Here is a 16,508-nt window from a genome sequence, read left to right as displayed (position 1 = left end):
TAGGCAATACCCTAAAAGCAAAATACGCCAAATACGTCCACAGCGGCACGAGAGCGCACGTCATAAAACCCAAAAATAAAAAAGCTTTAGCCAATAAAAAGGCGGGGTTATTTTTCGGCAAAAAGGTAAAACACCCCGGCCAAAAAGCAAATCCATATCTACTAAACGCTTGGAATATCTATAAAAACGGCGGCTTGAAACGCGCTAGCGACGAGCTAGCAAAAGATATTAGCATACAAGTGGTTACAGAGTTAAAAGGAACAATTTTAAAATAAAAAACTCAAAACTCTTTTGCTATAATAGCTCTGAAATATAATATGAGGTTTATCTTGATACAATTACAGGAAAAGCTTGTTAATAAGAGTATAGAAGCATTTTTGCTTGCACTTGAAATTTACAATAAGCCAACTATAAAATATAGAGCAGAAGGTTTTAGTTTTTTTATGTGCAACGCATGGGAGCTTATGCTAAAAGCGGAGCTATTGCGTAGAAACGAGAGTATATATTATAAAAATAGCGCAGATAGGACAATTAGTTTAAACAACACTATATCAAAAATTTATACCGACAAACACTCTTTAATAAGAGTAAATTTAGGCTTTATAATCAAGCTAAGAGATACAAATACACACTTTGTTACAGAGGACTATGAGGCTACGTATATAAAACTTTTTCAAGCTTGTGTTATAAATTTTATGAACGAAATCAAGAAATTTCATGATATTGATATAACAAAATATATATCTAATAATTTTTTGATATTATCTATTAATTACGATACGCTTAGCAATGAAGAAATAAAAGCAAAATATACGCCGCAAATAGCTCAAAAGCTAATAGATTTAAATAATGAGATAGATATAGCTGCGGCGACTACTAAAAATGAAAAATTTGCTATAAATCTGAAACAAAATTTATATATTACAAAAAAGAAAGACGAAGCCGATTTTTGTGTAAAAATAGATAGCGCCGCAAATAGTAAAGTCGCTAAAATAAAAGAGTTAAAAGACCCATCCGATACGCATAAACATACTTATAATAGCGTTGTAGATACGGTTTGCCTTAGGCTTAAGCAGCAAAATATATCTATAGCCTATAAAAAAGGTTTTAACAAACATATATTAAGTTTGATAATTAAAAAATACAATATAAAAGACGACAAATCATATTCCTATGCACATACGATAGGTAACCAGCAGCGACATACTTATTCTGAAGCATTTATTGATTTTATTGTAAATTTGATAGTTCAAGAGCCAAACTTAGATATAGAAGATTTAAAATAAGATAACCCCAGGCACATATGGATGCTCAGCTTTCGCTTACCTCATTATGAGACACAGTGTTTATCCTTCACGAGTTATCATACTTGGATGATATCAAAAAAAATTATTTTTGTAAATAATTTTAACCTTAAATAATATACGCCTTACCTCTTTTATCCCTCACCTTTTCAAAGTAGCTAAGCGCGAGCGCAAGCGCCCAAAAGCGGTCTGCGTGGCCGTGTTCGTTTCGGTCGCTGTCGTAAATAAAGCTTTTAGCGCCCGCTTTTCGCTTTATAGCGTGAAGATCGGCTATTAATGCCGGGTCGTTACGATCGAGGCGCTTAGCGGCGAGATAAGCCGGACGCCCTTGGTTCAAGTCTCCCCCATGACACCAAAACACACTATTTTAGGCACTAGCAGTGATGCTTTTGTTCTTTCCCTTTCTTTAAAATTTCCTTTAAGAGTGGAACACTTAGTTACTAAAGTGGGACAGTCTCTTAAAAATTTCAACGATTATAAAGTTATTACCCTTGTAATGCCATAAAAATAATTTTGTTTTAAATTTTTACTTTTAGCTTTTTGTCTCAAATTCCCTTAAATACACACTTTTAATCTCCATCATTTTAATATTTTTAATTTTTCTTTCTTGAAAAATAAACTTTTTTACAAAAATTTGCATTTCTAGCTGAAATTTTTTCCAAAATTGGTGTAATTACTATAAATATCTTTTAAAAGGATAAAAATGAAAAAAATTTCATTTATAGTAACTAGCACCGCTAGCACGAGAGAAAGTTCATATAGTGAGGTGTTTTTCCATGGCTAATGCATATACGGTAAATAACCACAACCTAGTTATAAACGTAAGGTCAAATTTTTTAACATATGGTAGAGCTATAGGTAGATTTGCACATGCATGTCGTGAGAAGGATCAGACTAAACATATAAAATATCTCAGAAAGAACCCAACCACTTCTAATCGTTACAAACTCCTAAGCGAATTTAATGGCAATGGCAATATGAGAGATGCCAATAGTAAAGATGATGAGCTACATAATATATCTTTTGTAAAGAATTTACTTAAAGGCTTTCAGGAAAGTTTTGAGGAAGACTATGCCAAGCAGTCCTATACGCAAAAGCGAAATGGCAAAGAGACTCTTATAAACAAGTCTTGGCGTAAAGATATGGCTAGTTTTTTTGAAGTCATTATTACATTTGGCACAGACAGGAAGAAAGAGCCAAAAGAAGGACTAAATGACAAAGAGTCTCAATTTATAAATGAAAAGATACAGATAGATAGAGTCATGAGATTTATAAACGCATACTGTGCGAAGTATGGCGTAAAGTGTCTGCTTGTGGCTGAGCATAATGACGAGAAGACCAAACACTATCAGATCATCCTTACAAACTACAACTTTGAGAAGCATGCAAATTTGAGATTTAGCGGTAGGGCACAAACAGCAAAATTTGGCCAAGAGTTACAAGATATGGGAGCAGAGGCATTTGAGGGTCAGGTACTTCGTGGTAAACCAAGCAATAATAGACACAAAAGCTTAACCCAAATGCACCAAATAGCAAGAGAATATAAGAGCGAAAAAGAGTTAAAGAGTAAGATTAGAGAGCTTATGGAAAAGAGAGTAAATAAATATATGACAAAGGAAAAGTTTTTATGGTTTGATGAGCATTTTAGACTAGAAGCTAACAAGAAAGAGGCTTATCTATCTAGTCTTACAAATTTAGTTTATGAACAAATGCAAGAAAATATAACCATCACATCTGATGAGCAGCTAAAAGAAAAAGTAGGGCTTCTTGCTGGGCAAATAACAGAACAAAACAAGATCATAGAAGAAAATAAAGAGAAAAGTATAGAAGTCTTAAAAGAAAAAGAGCAGCTAGAAAAAAAGCTATATGATTTAAAAGAGATCCAAGCTGAGCAAGATAATGAGATAACAATTCTTAGACATAAACTAAAAATACATACTAATCAGCAAACAAAGATAGATGAACAAAATGCATTGTTAAAGAGCAAGGATAAAGAAAACCAATCTCTAACACATAAAACCGAAAGTTTGCAAAATGAAAATTCTAAGCTAAAAGACTCCAATAACAAACATATAGATCTTTTACTAGAAATAGCAAGTACCAATCCTGAGCTAAGAGAGATGATAGTAAATGAAATGCCAGAACTAAGGGGTAAATTTACAAAAGATGATGCTGGGATGGAGATGGAATGGTAAGTATTCTTTAAATTTTATAATGCGTAATCTATAAATTTAAACTAACTAGATGGAGCAAACTTACGATATATTCTAAGTTACGCTCCTATATTTTATATAGGCGTACTCGTAAACTTTCGAGATACTTATATCGCCATAATACTCAAGTATTCTCTCCCAGAGCGTATCAAGGAAGAGATTATTTACATCGGAAATTTTTAATTTTTATCTTACTTAGCAGAGTAACTCCTACTTCTTTCATTTTTTATATCGTTTTTACTGAAATAAAAATACATAAAAAAAGAAATACTTTGTGTAAAAATATAGAGATATAAAAAGGAAATTTGTAATATATTGAATACCGAGTCTGAGTCAAATACTGCATAGTAATGGAAACTATGTTCTATGTAACTATATAACATTTTATTGCTTCACATCAAGTTTATTTAAAAATTATTGCACTATAATTTTTTAATTTTTGATATAAAAAATCATAATTATATCTAAAAATATTTCAAATAGGATTAGCTATCAGCCAAGTTACTGGAACGGTACTACTCTAAGATAGCATAAATCTAGATATTGTAAAGTCTATAAAAGATCTGAGTTTCTACTACTTTATGCGCCAAAATGTTTTCAAAGGCATATTCCTCGAAAATCAATTCGGTTGCATACCAAGGAATGATTGTTTTTAGGAGTAGATATTTATATATGAATTAAACTTTTAAAAAGATAAGCTGAGTTTACCAGTAGAGAATATGTAAAAACGCTGGATTTCAATTTGGTATTACATATATTAGAAAGAGCAATATTTATTAGTTTTTAAGACAACTATATTATATAGTAAGGAGAGACAATATGAATAGACGTAGTTTTATGAGGCTTAGTGCAGCATTAAGTGCAACAGCTATGGCTCCCAACCTTTTTGCAAAGGAAAACTTTACGATGTGGGGCGCGCCTGCAATCCCTAGCGTGATAATGGCCGTAGCAAGCCTACAAGGCGAGCTAGCAAAGACTCATGACGTGAGGTTACGCATTTGGAATAGTACGGATCAACTTCGAGCAGGCGTAGCTAATGGGGAAATAAAAATCACTATGGCGCCATCAAACGTGGGAGCAAACATGCGAAATCACGGCTTAAATTTAGCTATGCTAAATTTGCTTAGCCTTGGTACGATACAAGCCATGGTAAAAGATGAGAATATAAAAACTTTTGAAGATTTTATCGGCAAAAAATTAATAATTCCTTTTAAGGGTGATATGCCTGATTTGGTTCTGCGAGCGCTTTGTAAAAAACGAGGAATAGATATTTCCAAAATAGACATTACGTATACGCAGACGCCGCCGGAAGCTGCAGGATTATTTTTACAAAAAGATTATGATATTTTAATCGCCCCTCAACCTCTTCCGGCAGCAACCATACTGCGCGGGAAGAAAATGGGGATAGCGGTACATTACGGAGTAGATATTCCTAAGGTCTGGGGAGAAAGCTTTAATACCAAGCCGTACATTCCGATGGCGGGCATTATAGTCGACGTAGATTTTTATAAAGCAAATTTGCCTCTATTTGATACGCTTCATAGCGACTTAACTAACGCTCTATCTTGGATCAAAGATAATAAGCAAAGTGCTGCCAAAATAGGAGCCGAATATCTACCGGTTCCAGAGCCGGCACTGGTTAATGCATTTGATAGGGCAAATTTGACGGTAACAAAAGCTCGCGATATGCAAGATGAGATAATGTCATTTTTTGAAACTATTTTTGAGTTTAATCCAAAGCTTTTGGGCGGTAAGATACCCGACAAGAGTTTGTTTCTATAATTAAAGATAAATTTATAAAAAAGGATAATGTCATGTTAAAACATATTTTGTGTTTATTATTTGTTTCTCTAAATATTTCGTTTGCTATGACAAACGAACAGATTGATGAATTTATATCAAAAAATAGCGTAGATATTCAGACTTTAAATGGAGTCCCAAATAAAGTTTACGCCAGTAATCCACCGTTACTATTTTTGCTATATACCGTTGCTCCCGAGAAAGTCAGCGGTATAAATTCTAGTTTCGGTAAAAGAGAAAAGCCGTATCTAAAAGAGAGTATGATTAACCAGCCGGTAGTAGGAGGATTTTTCGGGCAAGGCAAAATTCCAAATATGGAAATGCTTTTAAAGCTAGATCCTGATTTGATATTAGTAAATTCTGACTCTAAAAATACTCAAAAGAAATTCAAAGAAACCCTGGGTGGCATAAATAAACCTATGCTGTACTTAAAAGGCTATGAACTAGAAGATTACATTGACTCTCTTGAGGTTTTGGGCAAAATTTTAGATAAGCAAGATAGAGTAAAAAAGCTAATAGAGTATTCTAAAAAAACCATGGATATTTCAAAAGAGCTTAATGAATATATAGTAAAAAACTCAGTTGTTAAGCCTAAAATATACTATGCCGAAGATCCCGACGGACTAGCTACTGAATGCGAGGGCTCATGGCATACTAGGCTTATAGAGCTAAGCGGTGCCGAAAATGTACATAAATGCAGTGGAAATCCGGATGCTACGGCTTATGGGCACATTAAAATTAGCTTTGAACAAATAGCCGAATATGATCCTGATATTATATTAATTTTCGAGAAGAGCTTTTATGATAAAATCTATGACGATCCTAAATGGCAAATACTAAAAGCCGTAAAAAATAAAAGAGCTTATTACTTACCTCGCGAACCATTTTCTTGGTTTGATCGTCCGCCTTCATTTATGAGATTCATAGGGCTTAAATGGCTTATAAATTTAACTCACCCTGATGTATTTAAATTCAATATGAATAAGGAAGTTAAGGACTTTTATAAATTATTCCTAGAGGTTGACATAAGCGATAACCAAGTAAAAGAGCTTATAGGTGAGTAAAAAAGCCTTTACGTTTTTAAGTATCTTATTGCTAGGGTTTATGTTACTTTCGGTACTAATAGGAAAATACGGCTTTAATGCGGAAGATTATCTAACATATTTTAAAGCCGTTATAAAAGGCGAAGACTTGAAAAATTATCAAGTTATGCATACTTTGATAACGGAAATTCGCCTTCCTAGAATAATGGCCTGCATTATAATAGGCGCTAGTTTGGCTATTTCTGGCTCAGCATACCAAGCCATGTTTGTAAATCCTCTAGTAAGTCCATCAATACTTGGGGTTTTAAGCGGTGCCGGATTCGGCGCCGCCATAGGAATGTTTTTCGGATTAAACGAATATCTCATTCAGCTTAGTACCTTTGCGTTTGGTTTTATAGCGGTACTGACGGCCTTAAGCATATCGGCCTTTTATTCACGCTCTGGCAGTATTATAGTATTGGTTCTAGGAGGTGTTATTAGCGGTTCTCTTTTCACATCATTACTATCAACATTGAAATACGCAGCCGATCCAAATGACTCATTGCCGGCTATTACTTATTTTTTAATGGGTAGCCTAGGGTTTGCTTCGAAGAATTTTATTCAAATTTCGATTCTACCGATGTTTGCGGGAATACTATTGTTGGCCTTTAGCGGCAAATATTTAAATGCACTGAGTTTGGGAGAAGAAGAGGCTAAAAGTCTGGGCATAAATGTTGCTAGGGTTAAAATTTTCGTTATTTTGGTTGCTACTTTTATCAGTGCCCTAAGCGTAACGATAGCCGGTATTATCGGTTGGATAGGTCTTATAGTTCCACATATGGCTCGTTTTATATTCGGAGCGGATAATCGCGCCGTATTGTCTAGTTCAGCTATGATAGGTGCTATATTTTTACTTTTTTGCGATAACTTTTCGAGACTTATGTTTACTTTTGAAGTCCCGATAGGTATAGTAACTTCACTGTTTGGAATACCTATATTTATTCTAGTGCTTCGTAGAGCTAAAAAGAGTTTTTAATGATAGAAATCAGAAATCTAAAATTCGGATACAAAGATAAGAATATACTAAACGGTATAAGTTTTAGTATCAAAAAAGGCGATACGCTTAGTATCTTGGGCGCAAACGGTAGCGGCAAAAGCACTCTCCTGCGTATTATGCTTGGATTTTTAAAATTTGAGGGTACGGTAAATATATGCGGTAAAAGCGTAAGGAATTACGAAAAAAAAGAACTTGCAAGGCTTATAGCCTACGTTCCTCAAACGCATGCCCCGTCATATGAATATAGCGTATTTGATATAGTACTAATGGGCGCATTGTGCAGAACGTCTTTATTTTCTAACTTTAGCCTTGCCGACAAAAAGCTTGCCGAGTATGCATTGGAAAGAATGGGTATTTTAGAGCTAAAAGATGAACTTTATACTAGAATAAGCGGCGGACAAAGGCAGCTAGCATATATCGCTAGAACCTTAGTACAAGGCGCCAAAGTTATTTTTATGGACGAACCTACGACCGGGCTTGACTTTGGCAATCAAATCAAACTACTTGAAATGATAAAGACGCTAAAAGACGAGGGGTATACTTTCGTACAAACCACTCATTACCCTCGTCACGCTAAATTTGTTTCAAATCTAGTATTGTTTTTAAAAGACGGCAAGATACTAGATTTTGGAAAGTGCGATGAATTGATAAATCCATCAAATATAGATAAGATTTACGGAATAGATTATCAAAAATATGAGGACAAATTATGATATTACCTTCTAATTACGATAGGCTGGATTTTAATAAGCTTTATAAGGAGCAAAGAACAAATAGCTCTTTTATTAGGAAATCAGTAGCCAAATGGGACGTTAAGGCAGCAAGCTTTAGCGAGAGCGTACTTAAGAGCGGCTATGTTAAAGACTTTATCTCAAGAGTCGATTTTGAGGGCGCAAGAACGCTTCTTGATTTCGCATGCGGTGCCGGAGCATTAAGCATAGCCGCAGCAAATAAGGTAGACAAAATTTACGGTTATGATTTTTCATCGAAAATGCTAGAATTTGCAGAACAAAACTCTCGGGATTTTAATTGTAAAAATATTGAATTCGCGCAAAAAGCATTCGAAGACGACTTTAGTGACGTACCTGAGTGCGATATTACGTTTGCATCTCGTTGCCTTGACGTAGATGACTTAAAACAAGCCCTAGAGAAATTACTTTCAAAGACGAAAAAAGCCCTTTATATTACTTTTAAAGTCGGTAGTTTCATTAACGAAGACGTTTTAAATGCTCTTGGAAGCAACATTGAAAAAAGGCCAGACTTTATATATTTAATAAATATTTTATTCCAAATGGGATATCTTCCAAAGCTAGAGTATATACAAACTTCATGCAGTGACGGAATGCCTGAAACTATTGACGATCTTGTTAAAAAAATACAATGGGGACTTTCGAGAGAGCTTACGGAGTCAGAAGTTTATAATCTCAATAAGTACTTTAACGGCAACCACTTTGAGCGAAAACAAGAATATATGAACTGGGCCTTCATAAGAGTAGATAAATAATCAATTATTATAAGCTGGTACTTATTTTTCTATCTAAAATTTAAGTTTCTATAATTCTATTTTTTATTTTAGTCACTAAAAAACGTTGAGGTAAAAATATCAAATTTTAGTAAAATTTACGATAAAGCATTGGTTTTATTTTCTTTATCATTAATTTTTTATAAGAAGCCAACTAATGTTTTATCAACAAAGATCATCTTTAATGGATAAAGTTTTGTTTAGATTGTATCTCTCTAAATAAAAATTTGCCCGTCTGGCCAAGACCTTACAGCAAGCTCAGCCCGAGCTTGCTAAGTAAGTTTATCAACATATAAAAATGTTGATGTTTAATAGAAGTGAATCTAGATAATTAAAGTGTATGGTAGCATAATTTTACGTAATGTTACATAAGGTAAAACCATGTAAAACATGTATAGTGAAGTACAGTAAGGTAAAACACGTATACTAAAGTAAAATACGTAAAATAGGTATACTTAAGTATAGTAGCGTAAATTACGTATAGTAAAGTAAGTATACGTATTTTACGTATAGTGAAGTCACGTGAAGTATAGTTAAGTGAAGTTAGGTTAAGTATATAGGGTATAGTGAAGTAAAACAAGTATACCTAGGTAAAACCATGTAAAATACGTATAGTGAAGTAAAGTTACGTAATAAAATGTATTATGAGATATATTAGTAGCTTACCATTTCAACTTTTGCTTTTAACACACTAGCATTTATATTTGTAGCATAGGTTCCTAATAAAATTTTATACTGTTTCTCATGTCCTACTATTTGAGCTATGATATTTGGCTCTACTTCTTGTTGGACAAGCGTATCTATAAAATAGTGCCTAAACGAGTAAAAAGTCTTTTGCTTGTCGCTACTTATTAGTTTTCGTTGTATTTGGGATCTAAAAATTTCAGAAAAGTCTTTATTTCTTACTTTAAAGATGCTTTTGTTTGAGCTAGCTCTTTGTTTTACAAACTCCATTAGTCCAAGCTCTATTAGCTTACTATGCACTGGCACGAGCCTTATGGAATTTATATTTTTAGTACTCTTGCCATCATCTCTATTTATGTTAAAGCAAAGCACGTTATTATGATAAACGATGTCACGTGCTCTTAGCTGAACTATCTCATTTATCCTCATGCCACTATATGCTGCTATCATGGTTATATAGTATAGATCATTTGCACTTATGCGTTTACTCGGTGACTTGTTTGTGTCTTTAAAATTTTGGACTATTTTAAAGATAGTGTTGGCTTCATCCTTGCTGTAAGGCAGAACCTTAAGCCGAATTTAGAGCTAAATTTAGCGCTCACCTAGCAAAGCATCCGATCGACTACGTCCTTTGCGACGAGACACAGGATATGCCGGCCAGATTTATGGGGGTTATTTACGAGGAGATAAAGGACTGCGTGTTTTTTTATAGATGAGGCGCAGAAATTTTACCCCTATACGATGAATAGCATCGCAGATATCTTTCATCATCCAAAATTTGAGCGCATAGACATGAGAGGGCGGGTAAAAAATCTAAAAAAACGTCTACCGAATACCATCAAATATCGCTAGATGCGCATTTGAAATCTTGCAAAACGATAGTACCATAAATACCTACTATAAAAACAGCTTTTACCTAGATAAAAGCTTTTTGAAAGATATCGAATGCGTACTGCAAGACGGAAGCGTGAATATAAAGGCGATGGATGACTTTGCGCAACTTAGAGGCGTTTTAGAGTCCTTGCCCGTAAACGAAACTAGCGTAGTTTTAAGCAATAGTAAGAAATCGGTCGAGGGCATAAAAGAATACGCCTTACCAAAAGATAAAAACATAGATGTGCTTACGATGCAATCTATCAAAGGCCTTGAAGCGCAAAACGTCGTTATACACAACTTTTTGCCGTTTCTGCAAACGACGCTAAAAAACGACCGCAAGCTATTTTATAGAAAAATTTATGTTTTATTAACTAGAAGCAAGGAAAATTTATACGTTTCGATTCCAGAAAAGCTTGACGAAAATTTGCCTGCCGAGATCAAAAACGTAATAGAAACGATAAAAAAATACGCAAGCATAGCAAAAGCTGCCGAAGGGCCGAGCAAAGACAAAAAACCGCAAGCTCAAAAATAAAACTAGCCTCCATAAAACCCGTGCTAAGAGATATAAAATACGGAGCCGAGCTAGTGGTAGCCGGAAGCGAATTCTTTGTCATAATAGCGGGGCTATTTGAGTATAGCTTTAAATTTGGGCTTGCGACTACCAGTCAAACCGAAAAACCGATTTTATACCCATGTCTACATACTAAGTTTTATCAAAATTCGGCAGATTACGGTGTCTTATCTTATTTTGCAATCATGGCGATGGGTTTATTTTTTGTTTTTCTAGATTTTCTAGGCTTTACGTGTCCGATTTGATTTTTTGGGATATTCAAATATTCAAAAATATCTTCAAAGACATTAAGCCCTCGTATTGCTAATATTTTTGGATCCGCATACTCGGATTGCGAGTATGTACCCTGTGTCATATCGGGTGCATAACCAAGTATAGTTTTGGTTATTTTATATTTTACTTGATCTTCGATATCGTCTTTCCTTAGCCTTTTCGAATGTCCCATTAAATTTTTTAAAGTGTCTTGATATTCGATAAAATCCCTAGAACACAAATACTCATCAATCGCGTTAGCAAAATTTCCCCTAAGTCTATGGACGCTTACCGTATTATCTTTTATTACCTTATCTATTTCGGCATTGAGAGCTTTGGACAAAGTTCCTTTATTTGAATATATTTTTTTAATTTTTGCAATCCAGTCGTATTTGTAGAGATCTTTTAATAATGTATGCAATGGTATGTTTCTATAAAATATCTTATCGGCACCTTGCTTCGCGGTTTTTACCTTCAAAAACGGATGATCGCAATCCGTATAAAAACTATCTTTATTTAAATTATAAAATTCCTCCGTCCTGACACCCGTTAATAATAAAAATCTTAAACAATCTAATAGCTCTTTTCGTATGCCGCTATTTTTACCGCTAAATAATTCTTTTAACTCATCGAGAGTAAAATTTCTTTTATCCGTTGTATTTTTATCCACTTTATAGTTGCTAAGTTTTTCAAACGGATTACAACTCACATATTTTTCTTGCACTGCGTAATTAAAAAATTTTCTTAGTCTGCCTATTATATTATTTGCATTTCCCTTACTGGTTTTATCTTTTATATGCTTTTGAAAATTTTGTGCACGCAGTTGCTTTAATTCATAGATATTGTTGTTTTTCATATATTCTACTAATCTTTCAACGTCCTTTTTGTATCTCCCCAACGTATCATCAGAATACATCTGTTTATCCCCTTCGTGCATCTCATACAACTCATATGTTTCAAGCAAATCTATCTCTGGCTTAAGTTCATTATTTGCAGGCAATAGTTGTTTTTTACTTTTTGGTATTTTTTTAAGTGTTTCGCTCTCTAAGTACCTTGCAATATTGTCGGGTACAAATTGTTTATTGATAAATCTGCCGCCTTTTACTTTTTCATCCGTGAAAATGCCGTACTTTATTACTTCTTCTGGTATATTGTAATTTTTAAGATCTATTACGCCTGTTTTTGGCTCATTTTGCATATCAAGTTCGTTAACCGAATTCATGATGCTTTTTTGAATTATTATTGCAGTATCTTTGAAAATGACTTGCATGTAATATTTGGTAGGCGTTGAGTCGTTTAATTTTTTTAAAATATCCGCTCTTTTTAGCCATTTATATTTGTCTTTTTTATTTCTGGCATAATTCTTTACGCAATGGTCCATATCTCTCTCAAGCTGCTCCTTATCTAGGGTGTTTCCGATAAAGCCCATCTTGATATTGTCTGTTTTGTTTATAAAATCCTTTTTTATGCCAGAGTAAAACTCAAAAAGCCTACCGAAGTCTACGTTTTCTTCGTCAAGTAAATTTAAAATCTCTTTATTCATATTTCACCTCTTTTTGCCAAATTATACATAACTAGCCAAAGATATTCAATAGAATTTCATCGCTAGAGATTGGAAAATATATTTAGACCATTCATAGCTTTTAGCTTTGCTTTTAGCGAGATATCCTTGGCGTATACGTCTGTTGCTAGATCGGTAGCGTGCCCGAGTAGTACCGAGGTAACATCCGTAAAACCATTTTCTAAGGAGTAATTTTTAATAGCGGACGCAAAATTTGCCCTTAGCCTATGAAAGCTTACGTTGGAGTCCGGTAAAACGGCATGAATATGTTTGTTAAGCCTTTTTCCAAGATAATTACAATCGCTTTTGCCTTTTTTTATTTTCGTTAACCACTTCATATCGCTTAGACGATATATATTTTTATGTATCGGCAGCTCTCTAAATTTAACATCTCCGCCTTTTTGCTTGGCAGTTTGAACTTTGATAAATTTAATACCGTCTCGCTCGCTTACGCTACTTTCATCTAAGCTCCAAATTTCGCTAAGCCTAAGTCCAGTGTGCAAGGCAAACGCCATATAATCTTTAAGCTCCTTTTTATCGGTCTTAAAAATCTTAACCAGTTCGTCCATGCTAAAATTATCCTTCGGCGATTTTTGATCTTTGGAAATTTTAAACGAGCTTAAAAGCTTAAACGGGTTTTGAGATATAAGGCCTATTTTGATAGCATAGTCAAACATTCTACTTGCGTAGCACGTGTAGTTATTGATGGTCTTTTTGTTAAGCCTTTTATTATTTAAGAGATGTAATTGAAAATCCTCGCAGTCCTGGTAAGAAATTTGGGTTATCTGCTTGTGCTTAAAATAAATGTCAAGTGCTTTGGCTACCCTTTGATAGTATCCGGTATTTTTACTATTTGACTTCTTACTTTCGTTTTGAGCGTATCTGGATGCTATATCCGTAAATTTTATCGATTTTCGTGTTTTATTTGGCCTATCGTTTTCTTGACATTCTTTTCTATTGACAAACATATCGTTGTCGGCTTTGGTAATCCCATAAATACCCGATATAACTTTTTCAAATATTTCTTTATATTCGGTCGTCGATAGTCGATGCGATTTGTTTTTAATATTTTTTTGAATGTTGCGTATCTTGTATCTTAACGGTAAATCAATAAATTTTTTGGTTTGAACAGAATTACGTCTATTATCGGCTTCGTTTTTTATTTTTAAAGCGATGGCTTTGGCCTCAAACTCATTGTCCGTAAATAGACAATATTTGACGGTGATAATTTTATCATTTTTCAAGGCCTTATCGAAATAGTAGTAGCTTGGTCTATTTTTGATTCGAGTTATTAATTTAGAAGTCATTGCAAACTCCTAATCTAATAAGCAAACGATGTAACAGAAATCCAAATTCAGTGTAACAAAATAAAATCGTCCGAAATTTGAGACGAAAATATAGTGATATAGGCTGCTTAAAAATGCTGAAATACAGATATCTGAAGATATATTTTAAGAGTGGTTGTGGCCGGGAGATAGGGATTCGAACCCCAGGAGGCTTTCACACCTCAACGGTTTTCAAGACCGCCGCTTTCGACCGCTCAGCCATCTCCCGAATTAAAGATTTGTGATTATAACCAACTTTGCTTAAAATTTACTATAATCTCTAAAATTTACTCTGTTTTTTCTTTAATATATGTAGCTCCATCATTTATCTTTTCTTTGGTCCATTCTTTGGCATTATGAGTATCTTCTTTTACGCCATGCCAAGTATTTGAACAACCAGTTACAAAAAATGCTATACAAGCTGCTAAAAATAAATTTCTCACTATTATTCCTTTGAGTAGTTATTTTTGAAGTTTGGAGGCGACACCCGGATTCGAACCGGGGATCAAAGCTTTGCAGGCTCATGCCTTACCACTTGGCCATGTCGCCATATCGTGGTGCCCGAGACCGGACTTGAACCGGTACGGTAAAAACTACCGAGGGATTTTAAGTCCCTTGCGTCTACCATTCCGCCACTCGGGCTAAGTTAATGGAGCGGGAAACGAGATTCGAACTCGCGACCCCAACCTTGGCAAGGTTGTGCTCTACCCCTGAGCTATTCCCGCGTTAAAGTTTGCAATATTATCCAAAAATTGCTTAAAATTTTATTTTACTAAAACGAATTTCAAAATATTGTAAGCCATAAAAAGATAAAATGTCAAAATCCACTTTGGGGTTATAGCTCAGCTGGGAGAGCGCTTGAATGGCATTCAAGAGGTCGGCGGTTCGATCCCGCTTAACTCCACCAACAGACGTTTTCAGGGGTTTTCAAACCTTGTCAAAAAAAGCTTTTCAAAGCCCAAGTTTAGGGCTTTTACCACTTTTTAAGCTCTCAATTATTATCATTGCATTTCATCTAATATCACTCTTTTGAGTGTATATCTGAGTGTAAAAAAGTCTTTACACTAACTTTTTACACTCAAAATTAAGGGTTACGAAATGGCAAGCTTTACAAACGATTTGGCATTAAAAAAATTTACACTCAAAAATAAAAATCGTGAGTGGGTCAAAGATGACGGAGTAAAATTTTTATATGTGCTTGCATACAAGACCCAAAAAGAAACCACTAAAACTTTTTATTTCAAATATCAAGAGAGCGACGAGAAGCGGACGACAAAGCAAATCAAAATAGGCAAATATCCGAGTATCACGCTAGCAGAAGCAAGAGCGAAAGCTTTGGAGCTTGAGAGGCTAAGAGATAGGGGCGAGGACTTGCAGACAGCCACAGCCAAGCAAAAGGCTATCACGTTTAAAGACGTAGCCGATGAGTGGATAGACAAAGAGCAGAGTAAAGGGCTAATCGCTTTTAATAAGCAAATCGGACGTATCGAAAAAAATCTAATCCCATATCTAGGCAGCAAAGAGATAACCGAGCTAAAACGCAGGGACTACGCGCACGCAATAGAGCAGATACAAGCACGAGAAGCAAAAAGGGGCATAACACACGAAACATCGTTAAGAACTTTTAGGCTACTTCGTAAAATTTTGGACTTAGCCGTAAATAAAGGCTACATCGAGCATAACCCAACAAGGGATATTATCTTTAACGACGCTTTCAAAACCTCAACAAATAACCACTTTAAAGCCATAACCGAGCCAAGAAAGCTAAAAGAGCTATTAAGTGCAATAGGGGAGTATCAAGGCTCGTTTTGCACGCAGCAGGCATTAATATTTGGCGTGCATACCTTTTTACGTAGTGCAAACGTGAGAGAACTAAAATGGCAATACGTGGATTTTGAGAATAATTTAATCACGTTTCCAGGCGAGGCGATGAAGTTAAGAGAAGTTTTTTATATGCCTATTAGCAAGCAAGTAAAAAAACTTTTAAAAACAATGCTAGAGCATAAAAGGGGCGATTTTGTCTTTCCTAGTGGCATAAGTGCGACAAGACCGCTAAGCGATAGCACACTCAACCAAGCAATTAAGAGGTTAGGCTTTGGCGATGAGATGGTATTTCACGGATTACGCACAACAGCAAGCACGCTACTAAATGAAAATATCAAAAATCACGGATTTAGTAGCGACGTGATAGAGCTTTGCCTCGACCATAAAGAACGAAGCAGTGTAAAAGCTATTTACGACCGAAGCCAAAGGCTGGACGAGCGAGCCAAGCTTATGCAGTGGTGGAGCGATTATTTAGATAGTTTGGTAAAGGGGTAAAA

The 16,508-nt window shown here is 34.9% G+C and carries 14 protein-coding genes and 5 tRNA genes; 10 read left to right on the top strand and 9 right to left on the bottom strand.

From position 1 onward, the window contains the following. Positions 1-329 precede the first annotated feature (329 nt). Positions 330-1,286, top strand: a complete 957-nt coding sequence (locus CYP28_RS05535; RefSeq protein WP_199906335.1) for a DUF3644 domain-containing protein — start codon at positions 330-332, stop codon at positions 1,284-1,286. Positions 1,287-1,413: 127 nt separating this feature from the next. Here CYP28_RS05535 and CYP28_RS05530 read toward each other — a convergent pair whose 3' ends face one another. After that, positions 1,414-1,641 (bottom strand): hypothetical protein, encoded by a 228-nt coding sequence (locus CYP28_RS05530; RefSeq protein WP_234400019.1) that lies wholly within the window; start codon positions 1,639-1,641, stop codon positions 1,414-1,416. Positions 1,642-2,080: 439 nt separating this feature from the next. Between CYP28_RS05530 and CYP28_RS05525 the strand changes: the two genes are divergently transcribed. The 6 genes from CYP28_RS05525 to CYP28_RS05500 all read left to right on the top strand — a co-directional run bounded on the left by CYP28_RS05525 (position 2,081) and on the right by CYP28_RS05500 (position 8,900). Next, the gene (locus CYP28_RS05525; RefSeq protein WP_103593419.1) at positions 2,081-3,499 is read left to right on the top strand and encodes a hypothetical protein; all 1,419 of its coding nucleotides are present in this window, start codon (positions 2,081-2,083) and stop codon (positions 3,497-3,499) included. Positions 3,500-4,336: 837 nt separating this feature from the next. Then, positions 4,337-5,299: an ABC transporter substrate-binding protein gene (locus tag CYP28_RS05520; protein WP_103593418.1), complete on the top strand. Its 963-nt coding sequence runs from the start codon at positions 4,337-4,339 to the stop codon at positions 5,297-5,299. Positions 5,300-5,331: 32 nt separating this feature from the next. Next, positions 5,332-6,381, top strand: a complete 1,050-nt coding sequence (locus tag CYP28_RS05515) for an ABC transporter substrate-binding protein (protein WP_103593417.1) — start codon at positions 5,332-5,334, stop codon at positions 6,379-6,381. After that, entirely contained in the window at positions 6,374-7,375 is a 1,002-nt protein-coding gene (locus tag CYP28_RS05510) for a FecCD family ABC transporter permease (protein WP_103593416.1), read from the top strand. Before CYP28_RS05515 ends, CYP28_RS05510 begins: the two co-directional genes overlap by 8 nt. After that, positions 7,375-8,109 carry an ABC transporter ATP-binding protein gene (locus CYP28_RS05505; protein WP_103593415.1) on the top strand — a complete coding sequence of 245 codons (735 nt, stop codon included), beginning with the start codon at positions 7,375-7,377 and terminating at the stop codon, positions 8,107-8,109. Before CYP28_RS05510 ends, CYP28_RS05505 begins: the two co-directional genes overlap by 1 nt. Then, positions 8,106-8,900, top strand: coding sequence for a class I SAM-dependent methyltransferase (locus CYP28_RS05500; RefSeq protein ID WP_103593414.1), 795 nt, complete (start codon positions 8,106-8,108; stop codon positions 8,898-8,900). Before CYP28_RS05505 ends, CYP28_RS05500 begins: the two co-directional genes overlap by 4 nt. A gap of 672 nt (positions 8,901-9,572) precedes the next feature. Here the strand turns inward: CYP28_RS05500 and CYP28_RS05495 are convergent. Beyond that, positions 9,573-10,166 (bottom strand): site-specific integrase, encoded by a 594-nt coding sequence (locus CYP28_RS05495; RefSeq protein ID WP_258032472.1) that lies wholly within the window; start codon positions 10,164-10,166, stop codon positions 9,573-9,575. Positions 10,167-10,470: 304 nt separating this feature from the next. Between CYP28_RS05495 and CYP28_RS05490 the strand changes: the two genes are divergently transcribed. Next, positions 10,471-11,010 (top strand): hypothetical protein, encoded by a 540-nt coding sequence (locus CYP28_RS05490; RefSeq protein ID WP_180997928.1) that lies wholly within the window; start codon positions 10,471-10,473, stop codon positions 11,008-11,010. Positions 11,011-11,221: 211 nt separating this feature from the next. Here the strand turns inward: CYP28_RS05490 and CYP28_RS05485 are convergent, their stop codons facing one another. The 7 genes from CYP28_RS05485 to CYP28_RS05460 all read right to left on the bottom strand — a co-directional run bounded on the left by CYP28_RS05485 (position 11,222) and on the right by CYP28_RS05460 (position 14,912). Beyond that, positions 11,222-12,844, bottom strand: a complete 1,623-nt coding sequence (locus CYP28_RS05485; protein ID WP_103593412.1) for a tyrosine-type recombinase/integrase — start codon at positions 12,842-12,844, stop codon at positions 11,222-11,224. A gap of 62 nt (positions 12,845-12,906) precedes the next feature. Continuing rightward, a complete protein-coding gene (locus CYP28_RS05480) occupies positions 12,907-14,169 on the bottom strand; it encodes a tyrosine-type recombinase/integrase (RefSeq protein WP_103593411.1) in 1,263 nt (420 codons plus the stop codon). A 157-nt stretch (positions 14,170-14,326) separates the two neighbouring features. Then, positions 14,327-14,416 (bottom strand) — tRNA-Ser (locus tag CYP28_RS05475). Positions 14,417-14,474: 58 nt separating this feature from the next. Further along, entirely contained in the window at positions 14,475-14,630 is a 156-nt protein-coding gene (locus tag CYP28_RS10335) for a hypothetical protein (protein WP_180997929.1), read from the bottom strand. A 32-nt stretch (positions 14,631-14,662) separates the two neighbouring features. Then, a tRNA-Cys gene (locus tag CYP28_RS05470) sits at positions 14,663-14,736 on the bottom strand. Positions 14,737-14,742: 6 nt separating this feature from the next. Continuing rightward, positions 14,743-14,829: transfer RNA gene (locus CYP28_RS05465), tRNA-Leu, on the bottom strand. Between the two features lie 8 nt (positions 14,830-14,837). Next, positions 14,838-14,912: transfer RNA gene (locus tag CYP28_RS05460), tRNA-Gly, on the bottom strand. Between the two features lie 106 nt (positions 14,913-15,018). On the opposite strand from CYP28_RS05460, the gene CYP28_RS05455 reads away from it, so the two are divergent. Together CYP28_RS05455 and CYP28_RS05450 are read left to right on the top strand one after the other, a co-directional pair. Beyond that, a tRNA-Ala gene (locus CYP28_RS05455) sits at positions 15,019-15,094 on the top strand. A gap of 191 nt (positions 15,095-15,285) precedes the next feature. Continuing rightward, the gene (locus tag CYP28_RS05450; RefSeq protein ID WP_103593410.1) at positions 15,286-16,506 is read left to right on the top strand and encodes a tyrosine-type recombinase/integrase; all 1,221 of its coding nucleotides are present in this window, start codon (positions 15,286-15,288) and stop codon (positions 16,504-16,506) included. Positions 16,507-16,508: the final 2 nt, after the last annotated feature.

This window comes from Campylobacter concisus (assembly GCF_002914195.1).
Taxonomy (GTDB): Bacteria; Campylobacterota; Campylobacteria; order Campylobacterales; family Campylobacteraceae; genus Campylobacter_A; species Campylobacter_A concisus_M.
This window is presented reverse-complemented; position numbering and strand designations above follow the sequence as displayed.

What these genes read in the sequence shown, in the direction of transcription:
- CYP28_RS05525 (WP_103593419.1), top strand. Translation starts at nt 2,081, where the DNA reads ATGGCTAATGCATATACGGTAAATAACCACAACCTAGTTATAAACGTA.
- CYP28_RS05520 (WP_103593418.1), top strand. Translation starts at nt 4,337, where the DNA reads ATGAATAGACGTAGTTTTATGAGGCTTAGTGCAGCATTAAGTGCAACA.
- CYP28_RS05515 (WP_103593417.1), top strand. Translation starts at nt 5,332, where the DNA reads ATGTTAAAACATATTTTGTGTTTATTATTTGTTTCTCTAAATATTTCG.
- CYP28_RS05505 (WP_103593415.1), top strand. Translation starts at nt 7,375, where the DNA reads ATGATAGAAATCAGAAATCTAAAATTCGGATACAAAGATAAGAATATA.
- CYP28_RS05500 (WP_103593414.1), top strand. Translation starts at nt 8,106, where the DNA reads ATGATATTACCTTCTAATTACGATAGGCTGGATTTTAATAAGCTTTAT.
- CYP28_RS05485 (WP_103593412.1), bottom strand. Translation starts at nt 12,844, where the DNA reads ATGAATAAAGAGATTTTAAATTTACTTGACGAAGAAAACGTAGACTTC.
- CYP28_RS05480 (WP_103593411.1), bottom strand. Translation starts at nt 14,169, where the DNA reads ATGACTTCTAAATTAATAACTCGAATCAAAAATAGACCAAGCTACTAC.
- CYP28_RS05450 (WP_103593410.1), top strand. Translation starts at nt 15,286, where the DNA reads ATGGCAAGCTTTACAAACGATTTGGCATTAAAAAAATTTACACTCAAA.